At 58.1% G+C, this 24,512-nt stretch carries 25 protein-coding genes and 1 tRNA gene; 22 read left to right on the forward strand and 4 right to left on the reverse strand.

Annotated features, from left to right (window positions below; genetic code table 11):
* The 11 genes from R6T97_RS10365 to ribD form a co-directional block, all read left to right on the forward strand.
* Positions 1–286 (forward strand): hypothetical protein (locus tag R6T97_RS10365; protein ID WP_410349220.1); only part of this gene is annotated, 286 nt, incomplete at its 5' end.
* A 362-nt stretch (positions 287–648) separates the two neighbouring features.
* Complete coding sequence (locus R6T97_RS10370) at positions 649–1,902, forward strand: sarcosine oxidase subunit beta family protein (RefSeq protein ID WP_410349221.1); 1,254 nt, start codon at positions 649–651, stop codon at positions 1,900–1,902.
* Positions 1,903–1,952: 50 nt separating this feature from the next.
* The gene (locus R6T97_RS10375; protein ID WP_410349222.1) at positions 1,953–2,216 is read left to right on the forward strand and encodes a sarcosine oxidase subunit delta; all 264 of its coding nucleotides are present in this window, start codon (positions 1,953–1,955) and stop codon (positions 2,214–2,216) included.
* Complete coding sequence (locus tag R6T97_RS10380) at positions 2,213–5,119, forward strand: sarcosine oxidase subunit alpha family protein (protein ID WP_410349223.1); 2,907 nt, start codon at positions 2,213–2,215, stop codon at positions 5,117–5,119. Before R6T97_RS10375 ends, R6T97_RS10380 begins: the two co-directional genes overlap by 4 nt.
* On the forward strand, positions 5,112–5,633 hold the full coding sequence (locus R6T97_RS10385; RefSeq protein WP_410349224.1) for a sarcosine oxidase subunit gamma: 522 nt from the start codon (positions 5,112–5,114) through the stop codon (positions 5,631–5,633). Before R6T97_RS10380 ends, R6T97_RS10385 begins: the two co-directional genes overlap by 8 nt.
* A gap of 90 nt (positions 5,634–5,723) precedes the next feature.
* Entirely contained in the window at positions 5,724–7,694 is a 1,971-nt protein-coding gene (gene dnaG / locus R6T97_RS10390) for a DNA primase (RefSeq protein ID WP_410349225.1), read from the forward strand.
* A gap of 130 nt (positions 7,695–7,824) precedes the next feature.
* Positions 7,825–9,807 carry an RNA polymerase sigma factor RpoD gene (gene rpoD / locus R6T97_RS10395; RefSeq protein WP_410349226.1) on the forward strand — a complete coding sequence of 661 codons (1,983 nt, stop codon included), beginning with the start codon at positions 7,825–7,827 and terminating at the stop codon, positions 9,805–9,807.
* Positions 9,808–9,822: 15 nt separating this feature from the next.
* A complete protein-coding gene (locus tag R6T97_RS10400; RefSeq protein WP_410349227.1) occupies positions 9,823–10,083 on the forward strand; it encodes an HlyU family transcriptional regulator in 261 nt (86 codons plus the stop codon).
* An 86-nt stretch (positions 10,084–10,169) separates the two neighbouring features.
* The gene (locus R6T97_RS10405) at positions 10,170–10,574 is read left to right on the forward strand and encodes a secondary thiamine-phosphate synthase enzyme YjbQ (protein WP_410349228.1); all 405 of its coding nucleotides are present in this window, start codon (positions 10,170–10,172) and stop codon (positions 10,572–10,574) included.
* Positions 10,575–10,729: 155 nt separating this feature from the next.
* Positions 10,730–11,206: a transcriptional regulator NrdR gene (gene nrdR, locus R6T97_RS10410; RefSeq protein WP_410349229.1), complete on the forward strand. Its 477-nt coding sequence runs from the start codon at positions 10,730–10,732 to the stop codon at positions 11,204–11,206.
* Entirely contained in the window at positions 11,203–12,300 is a 1,098-nt protein-coding gene (ribD, locus tag R6T97_RS10415) for a bifunctional diaminohydroxyphosphoribosylaminopyrimidine deaminase/5-amino-6-(5-phosphoribosylamino)uracil reductase RibD (protein ID WP_410349230.1), read from the forward strand. The genes nrdR and ribD overlap by 4 nt, the downstream gene beginning before the upstream one ends.
* A gap of 9 nt (positions 12,301–12,309) precedes the next feature.
* Here the strand turns inward: ribD and R6T97_RS10420 are convergent, their stop codons facing one another.
* Both R6T97_RS10420 and R6T97_RS10425 read right to left on the reverse strand, forming a co-directional pair.
* Positions 12,310–14,304, reverse strand: a complete 1,995-nt coding sequence (locus R6T97_RS10420; RefSeq protein ID WP_410349231.1) for a capsular polysaccharide biosynthesis protein — start codon at positions 14,302–14,304, stop codon at positions 12,310–12,312.
* A gap of 10 nt (positions 14,305–14,314) precedes the next feature.
* The gene (locus R6T97_RS10425) at positions 14,315–15,610 is read right to left on the reverse strand and encodes a capsule biosynthesis protein (RefSeq protein ID WP_410349232.1); all 1,296 of its coding nucleotides are present in this window, start codon (positions 15,608–15,610) and stop codon (positions 14,315–14,317) included.
* 127 nt (positions 15,611–15,737) lie between these two features.
* On the opposite strand from R6T97_RS10425, the gene R6T97_RS10430 reads away from it, so the two are divergent.
* The 5 genes from R6T97_RS10430 (at position 15,738) to R6T97_RS10450 (ending at position 18,986) form a co-directional block, all read left to right on the forward strand.
* Entirely contained in the window at positions 15,738–16,334 is a 597-nt protein-coding gene (locus tag R6T97_RS10430; protein ID WP_410349233.1) for a riboflavin synthase, read from the forward strand.
* 142 nt (positions 16,335–16,476) lie between these two features.
* On the forward strand, positions 16,477–17,607 hold the full coding sequence (ribB, locus tag R6T97_RS10435; RefSeq protein ID WP_410349234.1) for a 3,4-dihydroxy-2-butanone-4-phosphate synthase: 1,131 nt from the start codon (positions 16,477–16,479) through the stop codon (positions 17,605–17,607).
* Positions 17,607–18,146, forward strand: coding sequence for a 6,7-dimethyl-8-ribityllumazine synthase (locus R6T97_RS10440; RefSeq protein WP_410349235.1), 540 nt, complete (start codon positions 17,607–17,609; stop codon positions 18,144–18,146). Before ribB ends, R6T97_RS10440 begins: the two co-directional genes overlap by 1 nt.
* Positions 18,143–18,616 carry a transcription antitermination factor NusB gene (gene nusB / locus R6T97_RS10445; RefSeq protein WP_410349236.1) on the forward strand — a complete coding sequence of 158 codons (474 nt, stop codon included), beginning with the start codon at positions 18,143–18,145 and terminating at the stop codon, positions 18,614–18,616. Before R6T97_RS10440 ends, nusB begins: the two co-directional genes overlap by 4 nt.
* Positions 18,617–18,671: 55 nt before the next feature.
* Positions 18,672–18,986: a hypothetical protein gene (locus R6T97_RS10450; protein ID WP_410349237.1), complete on the forward strand. Its 315-nt coding sequence runs from the start codon at positions 18,672–18,674 to the stop codon at positions 18,984–18,986.
* Between the two features lie 326 nt (positions 18,987–19,312).
* Here the strand turns inward: R6T97_RS10450 and R6T97_RS10455 are convergent, their stop codons facing one another.
* Positions 19,313–19,459, reverse strand: coding sequence for a hypothetical protein (locus R6T97_RS10455; RefSeq protein ID WP_410349238.1), 147 nt, complete (start codon positions 19,457–19,459; stop codon positions 19,313–19,315).
* A gap of 318 nt (positions 19,460–19,777) precedes the next feature.
* Here R6T97_RS10455 and R6T97_RS10460 point away from each other — a divergent pair, with 318 nt between their 5' ends.
* Entirely contained in the window at positions 19,778–20,236 is a 459-nt protein-coding gene (locus tag R6T97_RS10460; protein ID WP_410349239.1) for an MmcB family DNA repair protein, read from the forward strand.
* Here R6T97_RS10460 and R6T97_RS10465 read toward each other — a convergent pair.
* On the reverse strand, positions 20,223–20,414 hold the full coding sequence (locus R6T97_RS10465) for a DUF6324 family protein (RefSeq protein ID WP_410349240.1): 192 nt from the start codon (positions 20,412–20,414) through the stop codon (positions 20,223–20,225). The genes R6T97_RS10460 and R6T97_RS10465 overlap by 14 nt on opposite strands.
* Before the next feature lie 361 nt (positions 20,415–20,775).
* Here R6T97_RS10465 and R6T97_RS10470 point away from each other — a divergent pair.
* The 5 genes from R6T97_RS10470 (at position 20,776) to R6T97_RS10490 (ending at position 24,423) form a co-directional block, all read left to right on the forward strand.
* Positions 20,776–20,852: transfer RNA gene (locus R6T97_RS10470), tRNA-His, on the forward strand.
* Between the two features lie 81 nt (positions 20,853–20,933).
* Positions 20,934–21,962, forward strand: a complete 1,029-nt coding sequence (locus R6T97_RS10475) for an RluA family pseudouridine synthase (RefSeq protein WP_410349241.1) — start codon at positions 20,934–20,936, stop codon at positions 21,960–21,962.
* A gap of 161 nt (positions 21,963–22,123) precedes the next feature.
* On the forward strand, positions 22,124–23,020 hold the full coding sequence (gene rpoH / locus R6T97_RS10480) for an RNA polymerase sigma factor RpoH (protein ID WP_410349244.1): 897 nt from the start codon (positions 22,124–22,126) through the stop codon (positions 23,018–23,020).
* A gap of 131 nt (positions 23,021–23,151) precedes the next feature.
* Positions 23,152–24,126 carry a Gfo/Idh/MocA family protein gene (locus tag R6T97_RS10485; protein ID WP_410349242.1) on the forward strand — a complete coding sequence of 325 codons (975 nt, stop codon included), beginning with the start codon at positions 23,152–23,154 and terminating at the stop codon, positions 24,124–24,126.
* A 9-nt stretch (positions 24,127–24,135) separates the two neighbouring features.
* The gene (locus tag R6T97_RS10490; protein ID WP_410349243.1) at positions 24,136–24,423 is read left to right on the forward strand and encodes a DUF4389 domain-containing protein; all 288 of its coding nucleotides are present in this window, start codon (positions 24,136–24,138) and stop codon (positions 24,421–24,423) included.
* Positions 24,424–24,512 lie beyond the last annotated feature (89 nt).

Genomic DNA, 24,512 nt, shown 5'->3' on the forward strand with positions numbered 1-24,512 from the left:
CGATAACCAGCATCGAGATGAGCAAGAGGAGCGTCAGGACAATCAGACCGCCGTCTTCATCTTTTTTGAACTGCCGGATAAAAGCGAGTTGTTCAATGTAAGCGCGGCGCGCGTCTTGAAGTTTCTTGAATTTGCCTTGACGTCTTTTGGAATGCAGCATTTTTTCAATCCCCAAGAGGTGGCGCAAAAAACCGAGCGCCGTACAGTCTTAATTTCACATATTTTATCACCTAAACCACCTGCATGTGGCAAAAAAATGGCCGCACATCGCAGTGGTCATAGTTAACCGCATTTTGATGGCCACACTCGGCGGAATCAACTGTTACTGTGCGCAAATTGGAAACAATACCGTGTTTTAATCCCTTATTAATCCGAAATAATTCATTTTGAGTTAATGTTTTCCTTTGCTGCCGTATCTGCTGCTGCGAATCAGTTGAACCGCAAACAGGCGGGTGAAGCCTTCGGTGATCGGTCCGAAACGACCTGTGACACGCGTCACCGTTCAGGCTTGGGCACGCTAATTCAGGCGATCAGAAAACGATCGACGACGTCTTGTAAAGTCGCGGGCTGACGACCCTTTGTCGAAAAGAGGACATGCATCGCTGGCAGACCGTTGATAAGGTTGTGACGGACACAAGGGGATGCGGTATGGGATATTCTGGCTTTCGCGTGATAAAAGAAGGGCTTCTCGGTCAGAAAGGCTGGAAACCGGTCTGGCGCGATCCTGAGCCGAAGGCCGAATATGACGCGATCATCATCGGTGGTGGCGGGCACGGGCTTTCGACCGCGTTCTACCTCGCCAAAGAGCATGGAATGACCAATATCGCCGTGCTGGAGAAGGGCTATATCGGTGGTGGAAACGTGGGACGCAACACCACAATCGTGCGTGCCAACTACTTCCTGCCGGGCAATTCCGAGTTCTATTCGCATTCGCTCAAAATGTGGGAAACAATGGAGCGGGACCTTAATTACAACGTCATGCACTCCCAACGTGGCTTGATCAATCTGTTCCATTCCGACGGCCAGCGCGATGCCTTTGCGCGTCGCGGTAACGCGATGATCAATCAGGGTGATGACGCGATACTGCTGGACCGTGACGGCGTGCGCGAACACCTGCCATATCTGGATTTCGACAACGTCCGTTTTCCTGTCTACGGCGGCCTTTACCATCCGCGCGGTGGCACTGCGCGGCATGACGCGGTCGCTTGGGGCTATGCGCGCGGGGCAGATCAGCGTGGTGTGGACATTATCCAGAATTGCGAAGTGACCGGTATTGATATCGAAGGCGGCGTCGTCAAAGGCGTGCAAACCACGCGGGGTGCGATCAAGGCTAAAAAGGTGGGGGTCGTCGTTGCGGGCCGCTCGGGGCAGGTGGCGGCGATGGCGGGGATGCGTCTGCCGATTGAAAGCCATGTTTTGCAGGCTTTCGTGACCGAGGGGCTGAAGCCCGTGATCGACCATGTGGTCAGTTTCGGCATGGGCCATTTCTATATCAGCCAGTCCGACAAGGGAGGTCTGGTCTTTGGTGGAGACATTGATTTTTATGCGTCCTACGCTGCGCGGGGGAACCTGCCGATGAAGGAACATGTGATGGATGCCGCCATGACGCTGATGCCGATGATCGGGAAAGCGAAGGTGCTGCGTTCTTGGGGCGGGATCATGGATATGACGCCGGATGGATCGCCAATCATCGACAAGACATCGACCGAGGGGCTCTTTATTGATTGTGGCTGGTGCTATGGCGGGTTCAAGGCGGTGCCGGGGTCGGGCTTCAGCTTTGCGCATCTGATGGCGACCGGCAATCATCATGAACCGGCGGCGAAATTCCGGATGGACCGGTTCCGGACAGGCGTGGGCCTGATGGATGAAGAGGGCACAGGCTCTCAGCACAACCTGCACTAGGGGCGGGCGTTGGAATTTGAGTTTTTTGGCCAAGATGAAAAGAGCATGACATGCGCATAACCTGTCCCAATTGCGGTGAGCGCGACCGGCGCGAGTTCTATTATCAAGGTGATGCGCTCGCGCTCGATCGTCCTGCCGAAGATGCCGGGGCAGCGGTATGGGATGACTACTTGCACAATCGTACAAACCCTGCCGGTGACACATGCGATATGTGGTTTCACGAAGCAGGTTGTGGGGCTTGGCTGATTGTCGAGCGCAACACAGTCTCTCATGCTGTCCATAAGGTGACACTGGCTGAGAAGGCGAAGCGATGAGACTGCAAACGCCCAAGGCCACGGTGACCTTCACTTTCGATGGCCGAAAGATCAAAGGTGTTCCGGGTGAACCTGTTTCTGCCGCGCTTCTGGCCAACGGGATCAAGCTCGTGGCCCGGTCCTTCAAATACCATCGCCCGCGCGGCGTGATGTCGGCGGGGTCCGAAGAGCAGAACGCGCTGGTCACTGCTGGCTCCGGTGCGCAGGCCGAACCGAATGTACGAGCGACAACGCTGGAGGTGTCAGAGGGGCTGGAGGTTTTCAGCCAGAACGCATGGCCGTCGCTGCGCTATGATGTGATGGCGGTCAACGATCTGGTGTCGCCGTTTCTGGCCGCAGGTTTCTATTACAAGACCTTCATGTGGCCGCGCAATTTCTGGGAAAAGCTTTATGAACCGATCATCCGCCGCGCAGCAGGGCTCGGTGCGCTGAGTGGCGAGACAAATCCGGACACATACGAAAAGGCTTTTGCCTTCTGCGATATGCTGGTGATCGGGGCGGGGCCTGCGGGCCTGATGGCGGCGTTGACGGCTGGCCGCGCCGGTGCAGATGTGATCATCGCGGATGAGGACACGCAGATGGGGGGGCGCTTGCTGCGCGAGCGCGAAGAGATTGAAGGGCAGCCCGGGACGGACTGGGTGGGGGCAGCGCTGGCCGGACTGGACGCTTTACCAAACGTGCGCCGCATGACGCGGACCACAGTGACCGGCGCTTATGATCAAGGCACTTACGGGGCGCTCGAACGTATCGCGGGGCCGCGCAGTGCGGACAAGCCGCTGGAGTGTTTCTGGCGCATTGTCGCCAAGCGCGCGATCCTTTGTGCCGGTGCCTTGGAGCGCCCGATCGCTTTCCCCAACAACGACCGCCCCGGTATCATGATGGCCAGCGCCGTGCGCGCTTACGTCAATCGCTGGGGTGTAGCGCCGGGCAAGGCGGTCACCGTATTTGGAAATAATGATGATGCCCATCGCACAGCGCGTGATCTTGCAGCGGCCGGCATCAAGGTTGCGGCGGTGATCGACAGCCGCGAAGATGCGCAGGTTGCAGGCGATTTTCCGGTCTACACCGGTGGGCAGGTCACGGCGACAAAGGGCCGTCACGGGTTGCAAAGCATCACGATCCGGCACAATGGCGGCACCCGTGTGTTACAGACTGATTGTCTGGCGATCTCTGGTGGTTGGAACCCGACCGTGCATTTGACCTGCCACATGAACGGGCGGCCTACATGGCGCGAAGATATCGCTTCTTTCGTGCCGACAGCAGACAGCATTCCGGGGTTGGTAACCGCAGGGGCCTGTAACGGCAGCTTCAGCACGGCGGACTGTCTGGCTGAAGGTGCAGAGGCGGCTGCTGAGGTTGCGGGTAGCATTGGACTGAGTGCAGAAATAAAAGTGCCTGCCGCTGATGACGCCGCCTACGCCATAAGCCCGCTTTGGGCAGTGCCCGGCAAAGGCCGTAAGTGGATCGATTTCCAGAACGATGTGCATGTGAAGGATATCAAGCTGGCCGCGCAGGAAAACTTCCGCTCGGTCGAGCATATGAAACGCTACACGACCCAAGGGATGGCACCCGATCAGGGGAAGTCATCGAATGTCGTTGCACTTGCGGTGCTGGCCGATGCAACCGGCAGGGGGATTCCCGAGACCGGCACCACGACTTTCCGGCCACCCTATGTCCCTGTGTCGATTGCGGCGATGGGCGCGGGCAGTCAGGGCAAAGGCTTTGCGCCGGAACGCTTTACGACCTCGCATGATGCCAGCGTCGCGCGCGATGCGCCGCTGGTCGAAGCAGGGCTGTGGTATCGCCCCAGCTACTTCCCGAAGCCGGATGAAACCCATTGGCGGCAATCATGCGACCGCGAGGTAGGCTATGTCCGCAATGCGGTGGGCGTTTGTGATGTATCCACGCTGGGCAAGATCGACGTTCAAGGGCCCGATGCGGCGGTGCTGTTGGATTTTGTCTACACCAACATGTTCTCCACCCTGAAGGTCGGGCGCGTCCGCTACGGGTTGATGCTGCGCGAAGACGGGCATGTGATGGATGACGGCACGACCGCGCGACTGGCTGATGCGCATTTCGTTATGACCACGACGACGGCTGCGGCGGGCCTTGTAATGCGGCATCTGGAGTTTGTGTTGCAGGTTTTGCGGCCTGATCTGGATGCAAAAGTGACCTCGGTCACCGAGCAGTGGGCGCAGTTCGCTGTCGCCGGTCCGCAGGCGCGTGCGCTCTTGAATACGGTTCTGGATCAAGCGCTTGACGATGAAATATGGCCATTCATGGCCTGTGGTGCGGTTGATGTTGCCGGCGTGCCGGGGCGGCTTTTCCGTATCTCGTTTTCGGGTGAGCATGCCTATGAGGTCGCGGTCCCTTCGCGCTATGGCGAAAACCTGTTCCGGATGCTGACGGCACAGGCGGAAGTGATGGGGGGCGGGCCTTACGGAATGGAAGCGCTGAACGTGCTGCGCATCGAAAAGGGCTTTATCACGCACGCCGAAATTCACGGGCGGACGACTGCCTTTGACATTGGGATGGAGCGGATGGTCAGCGCCAAGAAAGACTGTGTTGGCAAGGCCGCGGCCGCCCGTCCGGGACTGATTGGTGACACTCGCCAACAGCTTGTCGGGCTGCGTGCCAAGGCCGCTGACCACGGGCTGAGCGCAGGGGCGCATCTGTTCGAAAAGGATGCTCCCGCAACACGGGTGAACAGCCAAGGCTACACCACATCGGTATGTTATTCGCCGACGCTGGACACGAATCTCGCGCTGGGTTTTCTCGAAAATGGCCGCGCGCGCCATAGCGAGGTGATCAAGCTGCGTGACCATCTGCGCGATATCACCGAAGAGGTCGAGGTCTGCGATCCGGTCTTTTTCGACCCGACCGGAGGACGTGCCCGTGGTTAAGCTGATTGCATTGACGCCCTGCGCAGGCTTGCTGCCGATCACGCATGGCAGGGTGGAACTGACCGAGGTTCTGCCGGAACGTTTGATTTCGGTCGCCCCTTATGCGGGCAAGAGTAAGCCGACCTCTGCCAAGCTCAAAGAGCAGGTGGGCGCGGGGCTTTCTGCCGTGAACCGGCGCGCGGGTGCGGTTACGTGGTTTGGCCATGGCACATGGTTGGTGGCGGGTGCTGTGGCGCTGGACGGGTTGGCCGCTGTCACCGATCAATCCGATGCAGGGGCGGTCGTGGCGCTGTCCGGTGCAGGGGCCGAAGACGTGTTGGCACGGCTGGTACCGGTTGATCTGCGCGCGCAGGTCTTCAAGACAAACCATGTGGCCAAGACGATGCTGGGGCATATGTCGGTAACGATCACGCGCACGGGGGCACATGCTTTTGAAATCATGGTGATGCGGTCAATGGCGCAGACATTGGTGCATGATCTTGATGTGGCGATGCGCGGGGTCGCAGCGCGCTGATCCGTTGGGGGCAGATGCCTCCGGCAGAAGTTTGATTGAACGCGTAAAGACGGACTCGCACTTGGCGCGGGCTTGCGTGATACTGCGATCATGAGTCTGCCTCCCGGTTTCCTTGATGAATTACGCAATCGGCTGTCCCTTGGGCAGGTCGTGAGCCGTAAGGTCATGTGGGACACGCGCAAATCCAATCAGGGCAAGGGTGATCTTTGGGCGCCATGCCCGTTTCATCAGGAAAAGACCGCGAGCTTCCATGTCGATGACCGCAAAGGATTCTACTACTGCTTTGGCTGCCACGCCAAAGGTGATGCGATTTCCTTTGTGCGCGAAACCGAGAACGTAGATTTCATGGAAGCGGTGAAAATCCTTGCCGCAGAGGCAGGAATGCCTGTCCCGGAACGGGACCCGCAGGCGCAGGAAAAGGCTGATGCGCGCACTGTTCTGGTCGAGGTGATGGAGCAGGCGGTGCAGTATCACCGCTTGCAGTTACAGACTGCATCCGCTGCAGACGCGCGCGATTATCTGGACCGCCGTGGCCTTAGCCCCGAAGTGCAGGCCCGCTGGGAGATCGGCTTTGCGCCTGCGAATGGCGGTGTGCTTGAACAACTGACTGGTAAAGGGATCGACCCAAAGCTCCTGATCGATGCGGGTTTGGCCGCGGAAAGTGACCGGGGCAGCGGGCTTTATAACCGGTTCCGTGACCGCATTATGTTCCCTATTCGCGATGCGCGGGGGCGCGCCATTGGGTTTGGGGGCCGCGCGATGGACCCCAACCATCCGGCGAAATACTACAACTCGCCCGAAACAGCGCTTTTTGACAAGGGCCGCAGCCTGTTCAACCACGGGCCTGCGCGTGAAGCGGCGGGAAAGGGGAAACCCTTGATCGTTGCCGAAGGCTACATGGATGTGATTGCCTTGTCCGAGGCCGGATTCACGGCAACGGTTGCCCCATTGGGTACAGCCATTACCGAGGATCAGTTGCGCCTGATGTGGCGGATGACGCCAGAACCGGTGATTGCGCTGGATGGTGATATGGCTGGATTGCGGGCGGCAATGCGCGTCATTGATATTGCCCTGCCGCTTCTGGAAGCGGGGCAATCGCTGCGCTTTGCCCTGATGCCCGAAGGGCTGGACCCCGATGACCTGATCAAGGCGCAAGGGGCAGGTGCGATGCAGAAACTGCTGGATCAGGCGATACCCATGGTGCAGCTATTGTGGCGCCGTGAAACGGAAGGAAAGAACTTTGACAGCCCCGAGCGCAAAGCGGCACTGGACAAGGCCTTGCGCGAAAAGATCAAGCTGATCCGGGATCCGTCGATCCGCAGCCATTACGGTCAGGCGATCAAGGACATGCGCTGGGCGCTGTTCTCCAATCGCAAGCCTGCCGCCGCGGTGCGCAAGGCTGGGAACCGCGCGTGGAACCCACGTCTGGACCCTTGGAAGAGGGACGTCAGCCCTGTTGCGGCGTCGCGCAGTTCCGCTTTGGCCGCAGGAACAACCAACGATGAATACCTGCGCGAGGCCGTGATCCTCGCGACTTTGATTGCAGCCCCTGCCGTTGCGCCCGAATTCGAGACTGCACTTGAGCAGATGGAAAGCCATGACCCCACGCACCGTGATCTTCGGGCCTGTCTGCTGCTTCATCTGGGCTCGGACGACCTGCGCACCGCGATTATTGGCGATTTGGGCAGTGCGCCCCTTGAAAAACTTTTTGCGCACAGCCATGTCGCCATTAGCCCCGCAATACGTCGGGCCGGCGACGCTGAGATAGCGCGGCTGTGTCTGGCAGAAGAATTCGCCAAGCTGGCGGCTCGCAGGGGACAAGCGCGCGAGATAGAAGACGCCGTAGAAGATCTGAGCGGTTTGGCGGACGAAGGGCTGACATGGCGTCTTGCAGAGGCCACCAAAGCAGTCGACCGTGCGGGACGCAGTGACAATGATGACAAGGCCGCGTATGCCATTGGTACGAACGGGGTCCGTGTGAAGAAAGACGAGCAGAGCGCATTTGACCAACTCCTTGAACAGATTGGCTTTGCTAAAGGGCGCAACCGACCTAAATCGTAGTTTGCGCAACAGATACCAAGAACAAAAAGACACCTGCTTGCGAATCACCTCGATGCGAGGTTGATTCGACTTTGACCGAATCAGCCGAATCACTTCGGCACCAAGTAACGCATTCGAAAGGGCATTCCATATGGCCGCGAAAGACAACGACGATCGCAAAGACGCCGAACAAGATGGTGATATCAGCCTCGATATGAGCCAGACCGCAGTCAAGAAGATGATCGCCGACGCCCGAGAACGTGGCTACATCACCTACGATCAGTTGAATGCGGTGCTGCCTCCCGAGCAGGTTTCGTCCGACCAGATTGAAGACGTGATGTCGATGCTCTCCGAGATGGGCATTCAGGTTACCGAAGAAGAAGAAAGCGAAGAGACCGACGAAAATCAGGGCAACACCGCTGTTGCCACTGTTGCGGGTTCGCGTGAGGTGACGCTCGGCGGTGCCGAGGCCGAAAAACTCGACCGAACCGATGATCCGGTGCGCATGTACCTGCGCGAGATGGGCTCTGTTGAACTTTTGTCCCGCGAAGGCGAGATAGCGATTGCCAAGCGGATCGAGGCTGGCCGCAATACGATGATTCTGGGGCTGTGCGAAAGCCCGCTTACCTTCCAGGCGATCACGATATGGCGCGACGAATTGCTGTCCGAAGACATTCTGCTGCGCGATGTCATCGACCTCGAAACGACATTCGGCAACCAGATTGGCGAAGATGGTGAGGAAGAAGCCGTTGTTGCGGCACCTGTCGCCGGAACAGAGGAAAAGAAGGAAGAGACGCAAGAGCTTGACGCTGACGGCAATCCGATTGCCAAGGACGACGACGACGAAGAAGAAGATCAGGCCAACATGTCGCTCGCGGCAATGGAAGCGGCCCTCAAGCCGCGTGTTCTGGAAACGCTTGAACTGATTGCGCGTGACTTTGCCGCCTTGTCCGACATGCAAGATGCGCGGATGTCCGCGACATTGAACGAGGATTCTTCTTTTTCCAACAAACAAGAAAAGAAGTATCAGAAACTGCGCTCCGAGATCGTTGAACTGGTGAATTCGCTTCACCTGCACAACAACCGGATCGAGGCGCTGATCGACCAGCTTTACGGCATCAATCGCCGGATCATGTCGATTGACAGCTCCATGGTGAAGCTGGCTGATCAGGCCCGCATCAACCGCCGCGAGTTTATTGACGCATATCGCGGGCGCGAGCTTGACCCGAACTGGCTTGAGGAAATGTCCGAAAAGTCCGGTCGCGGTTGGCAGATGATGGTCGAGAAATCGACCGCCAAGATCGAAGAGTTGCGCGGCGACATGGCCCAAGTTGGCCAGTATGTCGGTGTCGATATCACCGAATTCCGCCGGATTGTGCAGCAGGTCCAGAAGGGCGAAAAAGAGGCGCGTCAGGCCAAGAAGGAAATGGTCGAGGCGAACCTGCGTCTGGTGATCTCCATTGCCAAGAAGTATACGAACCGTGGCCTGCAATTCCTTGACCTTATTCAGGAAGGTAACATTGGCCTGATGAAGGCGGTCGATAAATTCGAATACCGCCGCGGGTACAAATTCTCGACCTATGCTACATGGTGGATCCGTCAGGCGATTACGCGCTCCATTGCCGATCAGGCGCGCACGATCCGTATTCCGGTCCACATGATCGAAACGATCAACAAACTGGTGCGCACCGGTCGCCAGATGCTGCATGAAATCGGTCGCGAGCCGACACCAGAGGAATTGGCAGAAAAGCTGCAAATGCCTTTGGAAAAGGTCCGCAAGGTGATGAAGATCGCCAAAGAGCCGATTTCGCTTGAGACACCGATCGGTGACGAGGAAGACAGCCAGCTTGGTGATTTCATCGAGGACAAGAATGCGATTCTACCTTTGGACAGCGCCATTCAGGAAAACCTCAAGGAAACGACCACGCGGGTTCTGGCTTCACTTACCCCGCGCGAAGAACGTGTCCTGCGGATGCGTTTCGGCATCGGTATGAACACTGATCACACGCTTGAAGAAGTGGGCCAGCAGTTCAGTGTCACGCGCGAGCGTATCCGACAGATTGAGGCGAAGGCACTGCGCAAGCTCAAGCACCCAAGCCGGAGCCGGAAGCTGCGGTCGTTCCTCGATCAGTAAGGGGCGTATCGTCCGATGGCGCTTTTTTCCAAACTCTTCGGCGGTGGCAGGACATCCGAGCCTGCCCCGTCCGAGACCTACAAGGACTTCGCGATTAACGCGACCCCGCAGAAGGAAAGCGGGGGCTGGCGTCTGGCTGCACGGATTGAGAAAGACGGGCAAGAGTACACGCTGATCCGGTCTGACGTGCTTCAAACGAAGGAGCAGGCAGATGCGGCATCTGTCGCCAAGGCCAAGCAGATGATCAATGAACAGGGCGAGCGTTTGTTCGGCTGATACCGTTGGACCGTTGATCGTGACATACGCAAACGACTGTCGGCAGGCCGTTGCTTTTTTTCCTCAGGCCTGTTGATTGTTGAAGCATGCAAACCCGTTTTGACATCACAACCAGCGGCCCCGGCCTTTATGAATTCACCCGTCAGGTCGCCGATTGGGCCACGGGCACGGGGCTTTTGACGCTCTTTGTTCAACATACCTCGGCCAGTCTGGTGATTCAGGAAAACGCAGACCCCGAGGTGCAGGCCGATCTGCAAAATTATTTTGCCCGTCTGGTGCCGCCGACGTCGGACCCAAGCATGGCCTACCTCACGCACACCTATGAGGGACCGGACGACATGCCTGCGCATATCAAGGCCGCACTCTTGCTGACCCATCTTAGCATCCCCGTCACCGGTGGCGTTCTGGCGCTTGGCAGATGGCAGGGGGTTTACCTGTTTGAACATCGTGACAGACCGCATCTGCGCCGGGTCATCGCGCATCTGGCTTAGCACCTAAACCGAGTCCTATGAGCAACAGCAACGCCCCGCATCTTGCGGCCTCATTTCCCCACTACCCAAAACCTGTGCATCCTCATATAGTGCCTGTGGATAACTGGGGCTGCGACACAAGCCATAGACCCCAGCATGACGAATGAGGACTGAACATGCGTTGCCCGTTTTGCGGAAATGTTGACACACAGGTCAAAGACAGCCGCCCTGCCGAAGATCACGTCGCGATCCGCCGCCGCCGGTTCTGTCCGGCCTGTGGTGGACGGTTTACGACCTATGAGCGTGTTCAACTGCGGGACCTCGTCGTGATCAAAACCAACGGGCGCCGCGAGGATTTCGACCGACCCAAACTGGAACGCTCCATCCGCATCGCATTGCAAAAGCGCCCGGTCGAGCCGGAACGCATCGACCAGATGATCAGCGGGATCGTGCGCCGTCTGGAAAGCTTGGGCGATACGGATATTCCGTCCGGTACCATTGGCGAGATCGTGATGGAGAGCCTCGCCCGTATCGACACGGTCGCTTACGTTCGGTTTGCCAGTGTTTACAAGAACTTCCAGGCTGCCGATGATTTTGACAAATTCGTGAGCGAATTGCGCCCCGACAGCAAAGAAGAAGACGGCGAGGCGTGACAGCCCAGACCGACGCCCGTTTCATGGCTCTGGCCATTTCGCTGGGGCGGCGGGGGATGGGGCGTGTCTGGCCGAACCCCGCAGTAGGCTGTGTAATCGTCAGAAATGGCCAGATTGTCGGGCGTGGATGGACCGCTGACGGTGGACGGCCCCATGCTGAAACGTGCGCTCTGGCGCAAGCCGGTGCAGCGGCCAATGGTGCTGCGGCCTATGTCACGCTGGAGCCGTGTGCGCATCACGGCCAGACGCCGCCCTGTGCGCAGGCGTTGATCGATGCAGGGATTGCCCGCGTCGTGATAGCCGCCAGCGATCCGGATACGCGCGTCGCGGGGCGCGGTATCGGAATGTTGCGCGATGCCGGTATCATCGTCGAGACAGGTCTGCTTGCGGCTCAGGCCGAGCGCGACCACGCAGGGTTTCTTTACCGGCTCACTGAAAACCGTCCTTTCGTGACCCTCAAACTGGCGGGCACCTTGGATGGTCGCATCGCAACTGCGACGGGCGAAAGCCAGTGGATCACAGGCCCAGTGGCCCGCCGTGTCGTGCACATGATGCGCGCGCGCCACGATGCTGTGATGGTGGGGGCGGGAACTGTGCGCGCGGATGATCCATCGCTGACAGTGCGCGGGCTTGGGCTCGCCCAGCAACCTGTCCGCGTGATCGTATCGCGTGCCATGAAGATCGGGGCAGACAACCAGCTTGCGCGGACGGCCGGTAAGGTCCCCGTCTGGCTTTGCCATGGTGCTGAGGCGGATGTCGCTGACTGGACCGCCAAGGGTGCCGTCAGCCTGCCATGCGCGACGGTCTCGAACCAGGTGGACCCGCGCGCAGTGATGGCTGCCCTCGCCGAGCGGGGGATCACCCGCGTCTTTTGCGAAGGCGGCGGGATGTTGGCGGCCTCACTTTTGAACGCCGGACTGGTGGATGAATTGGTGGTCTTTTCGGCAGGTAGGGCGATCGGGGCCGAAGGCATGCCGATGCTTGCGGCGATGGGGGTTGACCGATTGGCGCATGCGCCGTGTTTCGAACTGCAAAGCGTAAGGTCTGTGGGTAAGGATATCTGCCATGTCTGGACAGTGGCCCGCCATGCATAGGCCCGCGACTTACCGCCACAAAAAAGCATAGCCGGCAAAGACCCCCTGCAACTTTGCAAGGCTTCGATTGAATATCCCGTGCTTGGGCAAGTCGTTGTTTTCTAACCGGTCTACGATCACCTCGACAGGGCAGGGCAGTCCCGTCAGCGGGTCGCGGTAACGTGGATAAGCGATCAGTGCCGCATGCACCAATGCGGCCAGATCCACCTGCGCGTGCCTGCGATCAACCGGCATCGCGCGGTCATCGGTCAGCCCCCAACCGGCGTAGAAGGGCGTGCCAAGGCAGGTGACTTTCTTGCCGCGCAGTAAGGCCTCGAAGCCAAACAGCGATGTCATGGTCCAGACCTCATCAACCGCTTCGATTGCGGTGATCGGATCGACTTTTGAAAGGATCACATCTGCCAGTTCACGCGCATTCGGCACGTGGCCGGGCCGCAAACCCGCTTCTACGTCGGGGTGTGGTTTGTAGATGATCACGGCCGCTGGATTGGCCTTGCGCGTGATCTCCAGCAAGGTCAGGTTGTCGGCCACCTCGGATGTACCAAGCCTGATGGAGGCGTCATCCGCGACCTGTCCGGGCACAAGGATGCGGCGCCCTTTGGGAAGCGTGGGCAGGGGCTTGCCCGCAAGATTGTATTTCGACAGCCGGGCGTCCGTGATCCGCTCGATCAGGGCAGTGGCGCGCGCATGTGCGTTTTCGTCAAGCTGCTCAGAGGCGTTGATCAGGTTTTCCAATAGACTGGGCCGGGTCGCATCATAGTAGATGCCTGTATCGTCGAGCACGAGGCTTAGCGGCGCGATCAGATCAGCACCGAGCCCGCGCGAGCGCAGGAAACCATCTTCCACTAAAATCGCGTCATCGCCGGGCGCGTTGGCCCAACGCATCAGGCGGCGACCTTTCTTTGCGGCGCGCTGCGCGGCCTTTTCGCCGTCGGCAAAAATGACAGGTCTGGGGTTGCCAAAGAACTGCTGCAACGGTTTGCGCTTCCACGCGCGCATATCGGCGGCGACCCACCCTGCATTGTCGTCCCGCCATGCCGTCGCTGCCACAGCCAGGGTCGCTGTTGCCTCTTCAAAGCTGCAAAGGCGGTCATGAAACGGATCATACCATTTGGGATAAAGGATCATCGCACCCGTAAAAAGCTGGGCACGGGTCAGAGCGCGTTGCCGTCGCTGCACTGGCTTGCGATCATCTGTCAGCCCCCAGCCGATGTAGAAGGGTTGTCCAAAGACCACAGGCTTGTGCCCTGCAAGGATCGCTTCGAACCCCAGTTGCGAACTGACTGTATAAACGGCAACGGCCCCGTCGAGCAGCGCCCATGGGGAAACGGTGTGATCGGCCAGCGAAATCTGTGCTCTGCTGTCTTTGTGCGTGAAATATCCCTTGCGATGGCCCGCTGTCGTTTCTGGGTGGGGCTTGATGACAATGCGCGCACCGGGATGTTCGGTCTGGGCGTAAAACAGCATCTCGCGGAACGTGTTGCTGTCGGCCCCACAGGCCCGGATCGATGCGTCCTGCCGGGTTTGATCAACCACCAGAACATAGCCGGGTTCCGGTGCCGGTCTTGTAGGATCAAAGCGATTATATTTTGAGATATGGTCGGATTTTAGCGCGGCGATCCCCGCTTTGGCCCGGTCTAACAGTGCCGTGTCATCCAGTGGATGCTCGGTCAGGATCACCTCGAGATCAGAGCGCGTTCTGGGATCATAATGGGCGCCGGCCAGATCAAGGTTCAGGCCGATCGGGGGATGTCCGTCACGGCCCAGCCCCACAGAGCGTAGGAAACTGTCTTCAATCCGCAGGATGGGGCTGTTCTTGATCTCGGCGATGGCTTCGCCTCTTGGCGAGGTCGGGCTATGCCCCCAGACCCCGATCAAATCACCGGGGTCTGGTGTTCCAATCCTGATGTCATATCCTGCGCATTCGATGATCCGCCTGACCCGACCCTTGGTCAGAAGGCCGCCGTTATAGACATAAAGGTTCTGGCGCTGATCCTGGCTCATTCATTGCAAGTTATTGTACGGCGTTCGTCTGCACAACGCGCAAAGGCGGCCCTGTTCGCGAATGTTTCGACAGGACCGCATCATAAGGGTCCGCATCGTCAAACATCTTGTCGACAAGATGCCGCAAGAGTTGCTGCCGCCCCGAGACGGAATAGAACCCGCCTGGAACCTGACTGGTTTCCAACAAGAACTGGCGATACTCGCGGTAAGCTTGCGCGTCGGGCCGTCGTGGTGCTGCAAAAAAGTCGCGCAGGGATTGTCCCGAGACAAATTCAGGCTTGCAAAAGATGGCCGTGCCGAATGCTTTGAGCGGAATACCACGCCAGAGGGCCTGTTGCCCGGACGTCGAATTCACGGTGACTGCGGATCGCGCCTGATCAAGGATTTGTGCCAGCTTGCCGCCGCGCAGGTAATGGGTGCGCGCGGTGATGCCGTGCCGTGCTGAAATCCGGCCTATCATCTTACGCAGGGGCGACTGCCCGCTTTCCAAGGGATGGGCCTTGAATACGAGGTGATGATGCGCAGGTGCGCCTTGCGCGAAGCCACTGATGACTTGGGTGATGAAGGCCTCCATATCTGCGAAAGACGAGTGCACCTGAAAACTGGCGTCATGTTCCAGTTGGAGCAGGGCGATATGATATGGATAGCCGCCCGCCTTTATACGCCATGTCGCCCAGCGTCGATGCAGCGCCATAAAGGGCATGAGAACCAGACGCCTTGTATAAAGCATTGCTTCGCGGTGCACAGGCAGCGCGCGGTGAGATCGGAATCCGGGGTAGGGCCGGTTCCGGAACATGACAAACCAGTGGTAAAGGGCCCCGTAGAAGATGTGCTGGCGCATGTCCCCCCAATGCGCCGGTGGTGTCGGCATGTCGATGTCGGACCGGGCCAGCCGTTCGCGCATCTCGGTGACCGAAAAATCCATCAGGCGCGAATGGCCGTTACTACCGCCGCGTTCGTAAGTGATCCAATAAGGCCGCAGGTAGCCTTCTTCGAAAACATGCACCCGCAATCCAAGCGCTTTGGCTTGCCTGACTGCCTCTGCATGAGCAGGGCGGGTATCGCCGTAAAGTACGATATCGGTAATCGCGCGGTCCTTGACGATCACGGCAAGCGTTTCGGGCCATGCACCCGGCTTATCCCGAAAAGGGATATAGCCCGGTGCGCGGCCCCAGAAGGCCGCATCGCCCGCGTTGAAGCCCACACGCCAAACTGTTGCCCCCGCAAGTCCCAGCATCCGCCCCAACTGGCGAAAGAAGGGACCGTGCGGGCCTTGCAGGAAGAGAAAGGTTTTCTGATCTGACATCGTTCGGTGGCTTGTGCTGGTTGTCGTTCCCTTACTGACCCGAATGGTGGTCTCTGGCAAGCGTGCGCCTTGCCGGGACAGGCCTGAAACGCTAGGTCAGGAGAAAGCAAAGAAGGAACGCGCAGCCATGTTCACAGGAATCGTCACAGATATAGGCACAGTGCTGGAACTCGAGCAGCGCGGCGACCTGCGCGCACGCATCGGCACAGGATACGATATCGCCGGGATCGACATCGGCGCATCCATTGCGTGCAATGGCGTGTGCCTGACCGTCATCGCGCTGGGCGGAACGCCGCAAAACTGGTTCGACGTCGAGATTTCCACAGAGACGGTCGGGGCCACGAACGTCGGCGGCTGGACTGTCGGCGGGCGGCTGAACCTTGAGCGCGCGCTCAAGGTCGGTGATGAACTTGGCGGTCATATCGTCTCTGGTCACGTCGACGGGGTGGCCGAAGTGATTGCAATGCAAGACGAAGGCGACAGCACCCGCGTGACGTTCCGCGCACCCGAGGATCTTGCGCGCTTTATCGCGCCCAAAGGGTCGGTCGCACTCGACGGGACCTCGCTGACGGTGAACGAGGTGGATGGCGTCAATTTCGGCATCAACTTCATCCCCCATACGAAATCGGCGACGACATGGGGTGATACGGCAGTCGGTGACCAGATCAACCTCGAGATCGACACGATGGCGCGCTATGTCGCGCGGTTGCGGGACTATGGTTGATATGATGACGGCGGCTGTTGGCCTCACGGACGATCATTTCCTAGGCGCGTAAATTGCGTGGTTGCACCACACGCCTGATCGGCGCTTTTCAAAAGACCCTTGCTGGGCTATCTGCCTGTGCAACACGCCTGCGGAGACAGCCATGAACAATGCATTTGAAAACCCCGGTCCGGTCGAGCTTGATTGGTCAGACGCCATCAGCAAGATCGAAGACATCATCGAAGACGCCCGCAACGGCAAGATGTTCATTCTTGTCGACCATGAGGACCGCGAAAACGAAGGCGATCTGGTGATCCCCGCGCAGATGGCGACGCCCGATGCCATCAACTTCATGGCCAAGCATGGGCGCGGTTTGATCTGCCTGACGCTGCCCGGTGAACGGATCGACGCGCTGGGTCTGCCGCTGATGGCATCCCATAACTCGTCCCGCCACGAAACGGCGTTCACTGTCAGCATCGAGGCGCGCGAAGGCGTCAGCACCGGTATCTCCGCCCACGACCGTGCGCGCACAGTGGCAGTGGCAATTGATGCATCCAAAGGGGCCGCTGATATCGCCACGCCCGGCCATGTCTTCCCGCTGCGCGCCCGCGAAGGAGGCGTGCTGGTGCGTGCGGGTCATACAGAGGCCGCCGTCGATATCGCGCGCCTTGCCGGTCTCAACGCATCCGGCGTGATCTGCGAGATCATGAAGGAAGACGGCGAGATGGCACGCCTGCCAGACCTTATCGCCTTTGCGCAGCTGCATAACCTCAAGATCGGGACCATCAGTGATCTGATCGCCTATCGCCGTCGCCACGACAATCTGGTGCGTATGCGCGAAACCAGCACTATCCAATCCGAATTCGGTGGCGAATGGGAATTGCGCATCTACACGGACGAAACCCAAGGCGCCGAACATATCGCGCTGATCAAGGGAGACATCACAACGCCCGAGCCGGTTCTGGTGCGGATGCATGCCATGGACCCGATGCTGGACGTTGTGGGTGTCGGCCCAAAAGGGCGCCGCAATGAATTTGGGGATGCGATGCGATTGATCGCCGATGAGGGCCGTGGCGCGCTGGTCCTGCTGCGTGATCTACATATGAAGCTGGATGCGGTCGAAGAAGCCTCGCCGCAGACCTTGCGCCAATACGGGCTTGGGGCGCAGATTCTCAGCTCGCTTGGCCTGCATGAAATCGAGTTGCTGACCAATTCGCCCAAGCCTAAGGTCGTGGGGCTGGATGCCTATGGTCTGGAGATTGTCGGCACGCGCAAAATCTCGGAGATTGGCTGATGGCCGGACCGTCCCATTACATCATGCCGCTGCCGGAATTCGACAAACCGGCGAAAATCCTGATCGTGGCCTCGCCATATTACAAGGATATCTCGGACGACCAGATCGCGGGTGCCAAGGCCGAGATCGAAAAGGCTGGGGCCACTTGGGAAATCGTCGAGGTGCCCGGCGCACTCGAAATACCTACTGCGATCGGGATCGCCGAGCGGATGAGTAACTTTGACGGATACGTCGCGCTTGGCTGCGTGATCCGGGGCGAGACCTCGCATTACGATACCGTCTGCAACGACAGCAGCCGCGCCCTCCAGCTCTTGGGGCTGCAGGGGCTTTGCATCGGCAACGGCATCCTGACCGTGGAAAACCGCGCGCAAGCCGAAGTGCGTGCGGACCCTTCCGAAATGAACAAAGGTGGCGGGGCGGCGGCTGCGGCCTTGCACCTGATCGCGCTCGCCCGTAAGTGGGAAAAGGCCGAGAAAGCCGTGGGCTTCACCCGTGATATTCTGATGGCCGGCGATACGGATAGCAAGACTACCACATGACCATTTCGAACAACCAAAAGCGCAAGATGAAATCAGCCGCCCGGCTTTACGCCGTGCAGGCACTGTTCCAGATGGAGGCCTCGGGTCAGACCGTCGATCAGGTCAGGCGCGAATTCGAAGATCATCGGTTTGGCGCGATCTACGAAGAAGGTGAGATGGCCGAGGGCGATCTGGACACGTTCCGCGCGCTGATGGAAAAGGCCGTGGATGATCAGGCGGCAATCGACCAGATGACCGATCGTGCGCTGGTGGCGAAATGGCCGATTGCGCGAATCGACCCGACGTGGCGTGCGCTGTTCCGTGCCGCCGGGGCGGAGATGACGCTCAAGCAGACGCCACCCAAAGTAGTGATCAGCGAATTTGTGGGCATCGCCGAAGCGTTTTCAGCGGATGGCAAAGAGCCCAAGTTTGTCAATGCGGTACTGGATCATATGGCGCGCGCAGCCCAGCCGGAGGCGTTCTCGCGATAAACGTGATTTGCTATTTGCCTTAACGTATCTATCCTGTTTCGCAGGAGGGCTGCAAATGCGTCCGGAAAACGAACCCGATCTGATGCGTCTTTATCTGCGCCACTGTGCGATTGGTTTTGCACTGTCTGCCGCTTTTGTGGGGCTGCTGTTGTGGCGCGATGTTGCTGGTCTTGGATCGTTGATTGCCGGGTCGGACATCGGCCTGCTTGCGGTTTTCCTGCTGTGGTTTTTCCACGGCACGGTTTTCGGCAGTGTACAGTTCGCGATAATGGTGATGCTTCAGTCGGATGACGATGATGACGACGATGATTTCCGCGGGCCACTGATCCCGGTGCGGGTCACTGCCCAAGCACGCTCAGGTCATCAATAACCTTTCAACCGTAAGGCCGTTTGCGCGATACTGATCAGGCGGGGGCTTGCTTGGTCTGGTTTTTTTCACCTGACCGCTGCGCAATTGAAAAACGCGATCTTATTCTTTTGAAAAGTGACGGGAACCACGGCAACCGTAGAGGTAACTAATCCCGAGGACCTGTATGTACAGGTGGGCGCCAGGTAATCAGACCAGGGTCAGAACAGAGCCAGCTCCCTCGGATTTGCGTAAGGCCACTGGATTTGTACCTATGGTATACAAGAGGCGCAGAACCCGTCACTCAACAGGTAGGTTGGTGGATGGTTCAGGGCAAGGCCCTTGAGAACTTATTCTTCGATATCGCCGCGGATCAGCCAGCCTTTTGCGCCGACCATTTCGGCAGGGGCGTAACCTAGCAGCAGACGCTCTGCGATCCCGACAAACACGAGAGCCATGGAAACTTCAAGAAATGTGATATTCATTAACAATGACATTCGACAGGTTCCTTTTTGCCTGCTTTAAAGCTTAGGTAACGAAGCGGTCCAAAAAGTGACGCTGAAATGGCGTTTTCCCCCGTAAGCTAAATGAATCAGGCAAAATTATGTCGATCAACTTTCCTGATCGGGAGAACGTAATGCGGTGCGTTCATGTAAGTAATTGAAATAACATATAAAAAATTGTTATGACGATCAATTCCGTTTATAGTTCAGTATTGTTTCCATAGAAGTTGACGCATGCTCTGCCTCAATCTCCGAGAATCACCGCGGATTTTGGCCTTGAAGTTTGTTCACGTATTGTTCATGGTCTCGCCAATGCAAGATGATATCGACAGACCCAGCCTGACGCCCGGCCAGTTGTTGGCCCGTGGCGTGTCGCGCGCGCTGCGCAGTCATGGTTTTGTGAGCGTCGAGGAACTGGTGCCAACGTCCGGCCTGCGCGTCGACGTGATGGCCTTGGGACCAAAGGGCGAGGTCTGGATCGTCGAATGCAAATCCAGCCGCGCCGACTTTCAGTCGGATCACAAATGGCGGGGATATCTGGAATGGTGCGACCGGTTTTTCTGGGCCGTCGGCAGCGATTTCCCGGCCGAGCTGTTACCCCCTGATACCGGATTGATCATTGCCGATGCTTATGACGCAGAGATTGTCCGGATGGGACCGGAAGGCAGGCTTGCACCCGTGCGGCGCAAGGTCATGGTACAGAAATTTGCGCGCCATGCGGCTATGCGAGCGCAGGCGGCACGCGATCCGGGCTTTATTACCGCTTTTTGACAGCGCGGGCCGCTAGTGCGGCTGCCATGATTTCTTCCGCGATCTCGTCGGCCTCTTCAGGTTCGAAATCCATCGGGATCTCGACCCCGTCTGCTTGGATAAATATCCGCACCATGCCCAGATCGGTTGGCCCGATTTGCATATTCGCTTCGATGTCGCGTTCGTTGTTGATACCCATGTCGGTCCCTTTGATCTGCTGGTGAATTTCCTACAGCGCGGCGGGCTTGATTGGCAAGGGCGTGACGGGCAAAGATAGGCAATGGATTTTGCACTGCGCCCCTTTGCCGCCGCTGATTCCGACTGCCGCGTTCATGAACATGCCAGCCACTATTCACAGGCCGATGGATTCGGGGGCAGTTCTTGTCCCTCGGTTGCCGATATTGTGCAGACGTTTCATTCGCAGCATCAACTGGGATGAGGCGGGCTGAATCGCCTGTGAAGGTTAGAAGCGTTTGGCGTCGATCTGGTCGAAAAGACATGGCAGATTGCGTTTTAGGGGACTTGCAATCGTGATCTCATCCCGCTAGATCAGCCCTGTTGCCGCCTTAGCTCAGTTGGTTAGAGCACTGGTTTGTGGAACCAGGGGTCCCCCGTTCAAGCCGGGGAGGCGGTACCATCCCCTCCTACAGGTTTGTGCGCTTTGAGATGGTCGGAGCCTCCGGCGGGAGTTTATTGGGCAAGATGATGGAGCAGTCGCGTGTCTGAGATCATTCAGTTTGTGATTGCCGCGAACCCGCCGCCGCGCTTGGACAAGGCGTTGGGCCGTGATGTGCCTGAAGAGGCAGCATTAAGCCGGTCGCGGCTGGCAAAGCTGATTACCGAGGGGGCCGTCGCGGTTGACGGCACAGTGGTGACGGACCCGCGCCACCGTATCGCAGAGGGTGCCGTTGTCGCAGTGACAGTCGCGGAGGCCGAAGAAAGCCATATCGTCGGGGAAGACATTGCGCTTGATGTGGTGTTTGAAGACGACGATCTGATCGTCGTCAATAAGCCTGCTGGCATGGTCGTGCATCCCGCACCCGGTACGCCGGGTGGGACACTTGTCAATGCTCTGATCCATCATTGCGGAGAAACGCTTTCTGGTGTCGGTGGCATGAAGCGCCCCGGCATCGTGCATCGTATTGATAAGGAAACGACAGGCCTGTTGGTTGCCGCGAAAACAGACCGCGCGCATCATCATCTGGCAGATCAGTTTGCGGCCCATACGGTAGAGCGTCGCTATCTGGCCGTTTGCTATGGATTGCCCGACCAGAACGATCCCCGTCTGCGCGGTATCAAGGGCACGTCGTTCGAGCCGGGCAATATCCTCAAGATTCAGACGTTCCTTGGCCGCCACCGGACAGACCGGCAACGGCAGGCGGTTTCTTTCAGCACAGGGCGCCATGCCGTCACACGTTCCCGGATCATCGAACCATTGGGTGCTCCGCCTTGTGCTGCGTTGATCGAATGCTGGCTGGAAACGGGCCGCACCCATCAGATCAGGGTGCATATGGCGCACTGCGGCCACGCTTTGATCGGCGATCCTGTTTATGGCGGACGGCGCAAGCTGTCACCAAAGGCAATAGGAGAGACCGGTGTCGCAGTTGTTTCCGTTTTCCCGCGTCAGGCGCTTCATGCGGCGACTTTGGGCTTTGAGCACCCGGTTTCAGGAGAATTTCTGCGATTTGAGGCGGAAATCCCCCAAGATATGCGCGAACTTTTGCGCGCGCTTGGTGCTCAGGGCTGAAATATGTGATCCCATGTGCGTGAGTGCAGGCCAAAGTATCTCGCAAAACTGAACCGGTTGGTTCATATTGATCGTAGCGGAATCGCATTGGCACGTCTTGAAACCCGGTGTCGGCGCGACTATATCCATGTTAAGCCTTTATACATAGGAGGGCAATGACAGTGAGTAACTACAAAAATCTCCCGGCACCAACCCCAGAGGGTGGTCTGAACCGTTACATGCAGGAAATTCGCAAGTTCCCGATGCTGGAGCCTGAGCAGGAGTATATGCTTGCCAAGCGCTGGGTCGATCACGAGGATACGGATGCCGCACACCAGATGGTCACATCGCACCTGAGATTGGCGGCCAAGATTGCCATGGGCTATCGCGGTTATGGACTGCCGCAGGCCGAGGTAATATCGGAAGCGAATGTTGGTCTGATGCAGGCCGTGAAGCGCTTTGACCCTGAAAAGGGTTTTCGTCTGGCGACCTATGCCATGTGGTGGATCAGGGCGTCGATCCAGGAATATATCCTGCGGTCATGGTCGCTGGTGAAGCTGGGGACGACCTCGGCGCAGAAAAAACTGTTCTTTAACCTGCGCAAGGCCAAGAACCGTATTGGTGCGTTGGAGGATGGCGATCTGCGCCCTGAAAACGTCGAGCGGATCGCGACAGACCTTGGCGTGACCGAAGACGAGGTCATTTCTATGAATCGTCGTCTGTCCGGTGGCGATGCATCGCTGAATGCGACTGTCAGTGCCGATGGCGAAGGTGCCGCGCAGTGGCAGGACTGGCTTGAGGATGAAAGCGCGAATACTGCGGCCGAATATGAAGCGAGTGACGAGCTTGATGCCCGTCGCGAACTTCTGGCCGAGGCGATGAGTGTGTTGAACGATCGGGAAAAAGACATCCTGATGCAGCGCCGCCTGTCGGAAGAAACGGTGACGCTGGAAGACCTGAGCGGTCAATATGACGTCAGCCGCGAACGTATCCGCCAGATCGAAGTGCGTGCATTTGAAAAGCTGCAAGCCAAGATGCAGGAACTGGCCCGTCAGAAGGGTATGCTCGCAGAAGCATAAGCGTAAAGTGGTAAATCAGACTTTAAGAAACCCCGTCGGAACCTCCGGCGGGGTTTTATTTTTGATGATCCAAGAGATGTTTCCCTTTCGTCACCGTTGGCGCTAACATCCCGCGCAACAAGGAGACAACAATGACGCCAGTACGATGGGGCATCTTGGGTGCCGCGAAATTTGCCCGGGAACATATGGGTCCCGCAATTCATGCAGCGAAGGGGGCTGAGTTGTCAGCCCTTGCCACGTCAAGCGCCGACAAGGCCGCCGGGTTTCAGGGCTTTGCGCCGCAGTTGCGCGTGCATGACAGCTATGAGGCGCTTCTGGCTGATCCTGACATCGACGCGGTCTATATCCCGCTGCCCAACCATCTGCATGTCGCGTGGTCGTTGAAGGCGTTGCAGGCGGGAAAACATGTTCTTTGCGAAAAGCCGATGACGCTACACGCGACAGAGTTTGATCAGCTGATCGCCGCACGTGACGCGACGGGGAGACTGGCGGCCGAGGCATATATGATCGTTCATCATCCGCAGTTCATCCGCGCACGCGAATTGGTGCAGGGTGGCGCAATCGGCGATCTGGTCCATGTCGATGCAACATTTACCTATTTTAACGACGACGCTGCGAATATCCGCAACAAGCCGGAGGCAGGCGGCGGTGGTTTGCGCGATATCGGCGTTTACACCTTTGGCGCGGCGCGGTTTGTGACAGGGCAAGAGCCCGCAGCCATCCCCTATGCCAAGCTGCGGTTGCACAACGAGGTTGATGTTTTTGCTCAGGTGGCTGCGGACTTTCCTGGATTTACCTATGCGGCGACGGTTTCCATGCGCATGTTCCCGCGTCAGAGTATCACCTTTCACGGAGAGAAGGGCGTTCTGACTCTCACATGCCCGTTCAATGCGAATGTGTTTGATGTGGCCACACTCACGCTTGAAAACGAAGCGCACACAGTCACGACCGAACGGTGGCCTGCGGTGAACCAATATGCCCTACAGGTGGAAAACTTCGGCAAGTCGGTGCGAACCGGCGCTGATTACCCATGCCCGCTTGAATTTTCGCTTGGCACGCAGGAGATGATGGATATGGTTTTTGCAGCTGCCGGGCAGCCCGCATAGGAGAAAGTGATGGCGAAAGATCAGGACCCCTCAGATATCGATGTCGAAACCGATTACGAGAATATCTGGATACGCCTGCTGAATATGGTCATCATCGCGGTTTTGATGAGCATGGCCAGCACATTGCTGGGCATAATGACCATCGCCCAGTTCCTGATCATGGTCTTCAACAAACGGGAACCCAACGCGCAATTGGCGGAAATGGGTACGACGATGGGCGTCTGGATGGCCAAGGCCGCGCGGTACCAGACAGCGGCCAGTGAGGTTAAACCTTGGCCGTGGACCGAATTGGACTAGCAAAAGCGGCCTTGAAAACTGTTCAAGGCCGCAGCGATGCTTAGTCTTCCATCGCTTCCAACTCGTCGATGAAACCTTCGATCATCGAC

It is taken from the genome of Yoonia sp. (genome assembly GCF_046498525.1).
Taxonomy (GTDB): domain Bacteria; phylum Pseudomonadota; class Alphaproteobacteria; order Rhodobacterales; family Rhodobacteraceae; genus Yoonia.

Bases quoted from the DNA above. Each gene is read 5' to 3' on its own strand.
- R6T97_RS10370 (WP_410349221.1), top strand. From the start codon at position 649: ATGGGATATTCTGGCTTTCGCGTGATAAAAGAAGGGCTTCTCGGTCAG.
- R6T97_RS10375 (WP_410349222.1), top strand. From the start codon at position 1,953: ATGCGCATAACCTGTCCCAATTGCGGTGAGCGCGACCGGCGCGAGTTC.
- R6T97_RS10380 (WP_410349223.1), top strand. From the start codon at position 2,213: ATGAGACTGCAAACGCCCAAGGCCACGGTGACCTTCACTTTCGATGGC.
- dnaG (WP_410349225.1), top strand. From the start codon at position 5,724: ATGAGTCTGCCTCCCGGTTTCCTTGATGAATTACGCAATCGGCTGTCC.
- rpoD (WP_410349226.1), top strand. From the start codon at position 7,825: ATGGCCGCGAAAGACAACGACGATCGCAAAGACGCCGAACAAGATGGT.
- R6T97_RS10400 (WP_410349227.1), top strand. From the start codon at position 9,823: ATGGCGCTTTTTTCCAAACTCTTCGGCGGTGGCAGGACATCCGAGCCT.
- R6T97_RS10405 (WP_410349228.1), top strand. From the start codon at position 10,170: ATGCAAACCCGTTTTGACATCACAACCAGCGGCCCCGGCCTTTATGAA.
- nrdR (WP_410349229.1), top strand. From the start codon at position 10,730: ATGCGTTGCCCGTTTTGCGGAAATGTTGACACACAGGTCAAAGACAGC.
- R6T97_RS10420 (WP_410349231.1), bottom strand. From the start codon at position 14,304: ATGAGCCAGGATCAGCGCCAGAACCTTTATGTCTATAACGGCGGCCTT.
- R6T97_RS10425 (WP_410349232.1), bottom strand. From the start codon at position 15,610: ATGTCAGATCAGAAAACCTTTCTCTTCCTGCAAGGCCCGCACGGTCCC.
- R6T97_RS10430 (WP_410349233.1), top strand. From the start codon at position 15,738: ATGTTCACAGGAATCGTCACAGATATAGGCACAGTGCTGGAACTCGAG.
- ribB (WP_410349234.1), top strand. From the start codon at position 16,477: ATGAACAATGCATTTGAAAACCCCGGTCCGGTCGAGCTTGATTGGTCA.
- R6T97_RS10440 (WP_410349235.1), top strand. From the start codon at position 17,607: ATGGCCGGACCGTCCCATTACATCATGCCGCTGCCGGAATTCGACAAA.
- nusB (WP_410349236.1), top strand. From the start codon at position 18,143: ATGACCATTTCGAACAACCAAAAGCGCAAGATGAAATCAGCCGCCCGG.
- R6T97_RS10450 (WP_410349237.1), top strand. From the start codon at position 18,672: ATGCGTCCGGAAAACGAACCCGATCTGATGCGTCTTTATCTGCGCCAC.
- R6T97_RS10455 (WP_410349238.1), bottom strand. From the start codon at position 19,459: ATGTCATTGTTAATGAATATCACATTTCTTGAAGTTTCCATGGCTCTC.
- R6T97_RS10460 (WP_410349239.1), top strand. From the start codon at position 19,778: ATGCAAGATGATATCGACAGACCCAGCCTGACGCCCGGCCAGTTGTTG.
- R6T97_RS10465 (WP_410349240.1), bottom strand. From the start codon at position 20,414: ATGGGTATCAACAACGAACGCGACATCGAAGCGAATATGCAAATCGGG.
- R6T97_RS10485 (WP_410349242.1), top strand. From the start codon at position 23,152: ATGACGCCAGTACGATGGGGCATCTTGGGTGCCGCGAAATTTGCCCGG.
- R6T97_RS10490 (WP_410349243.1), top strand. From the start codon at position 24,136: ATGGCGAAAGATCAGGACCCCTCAGATATCGATGTCGAAACCGATTAC.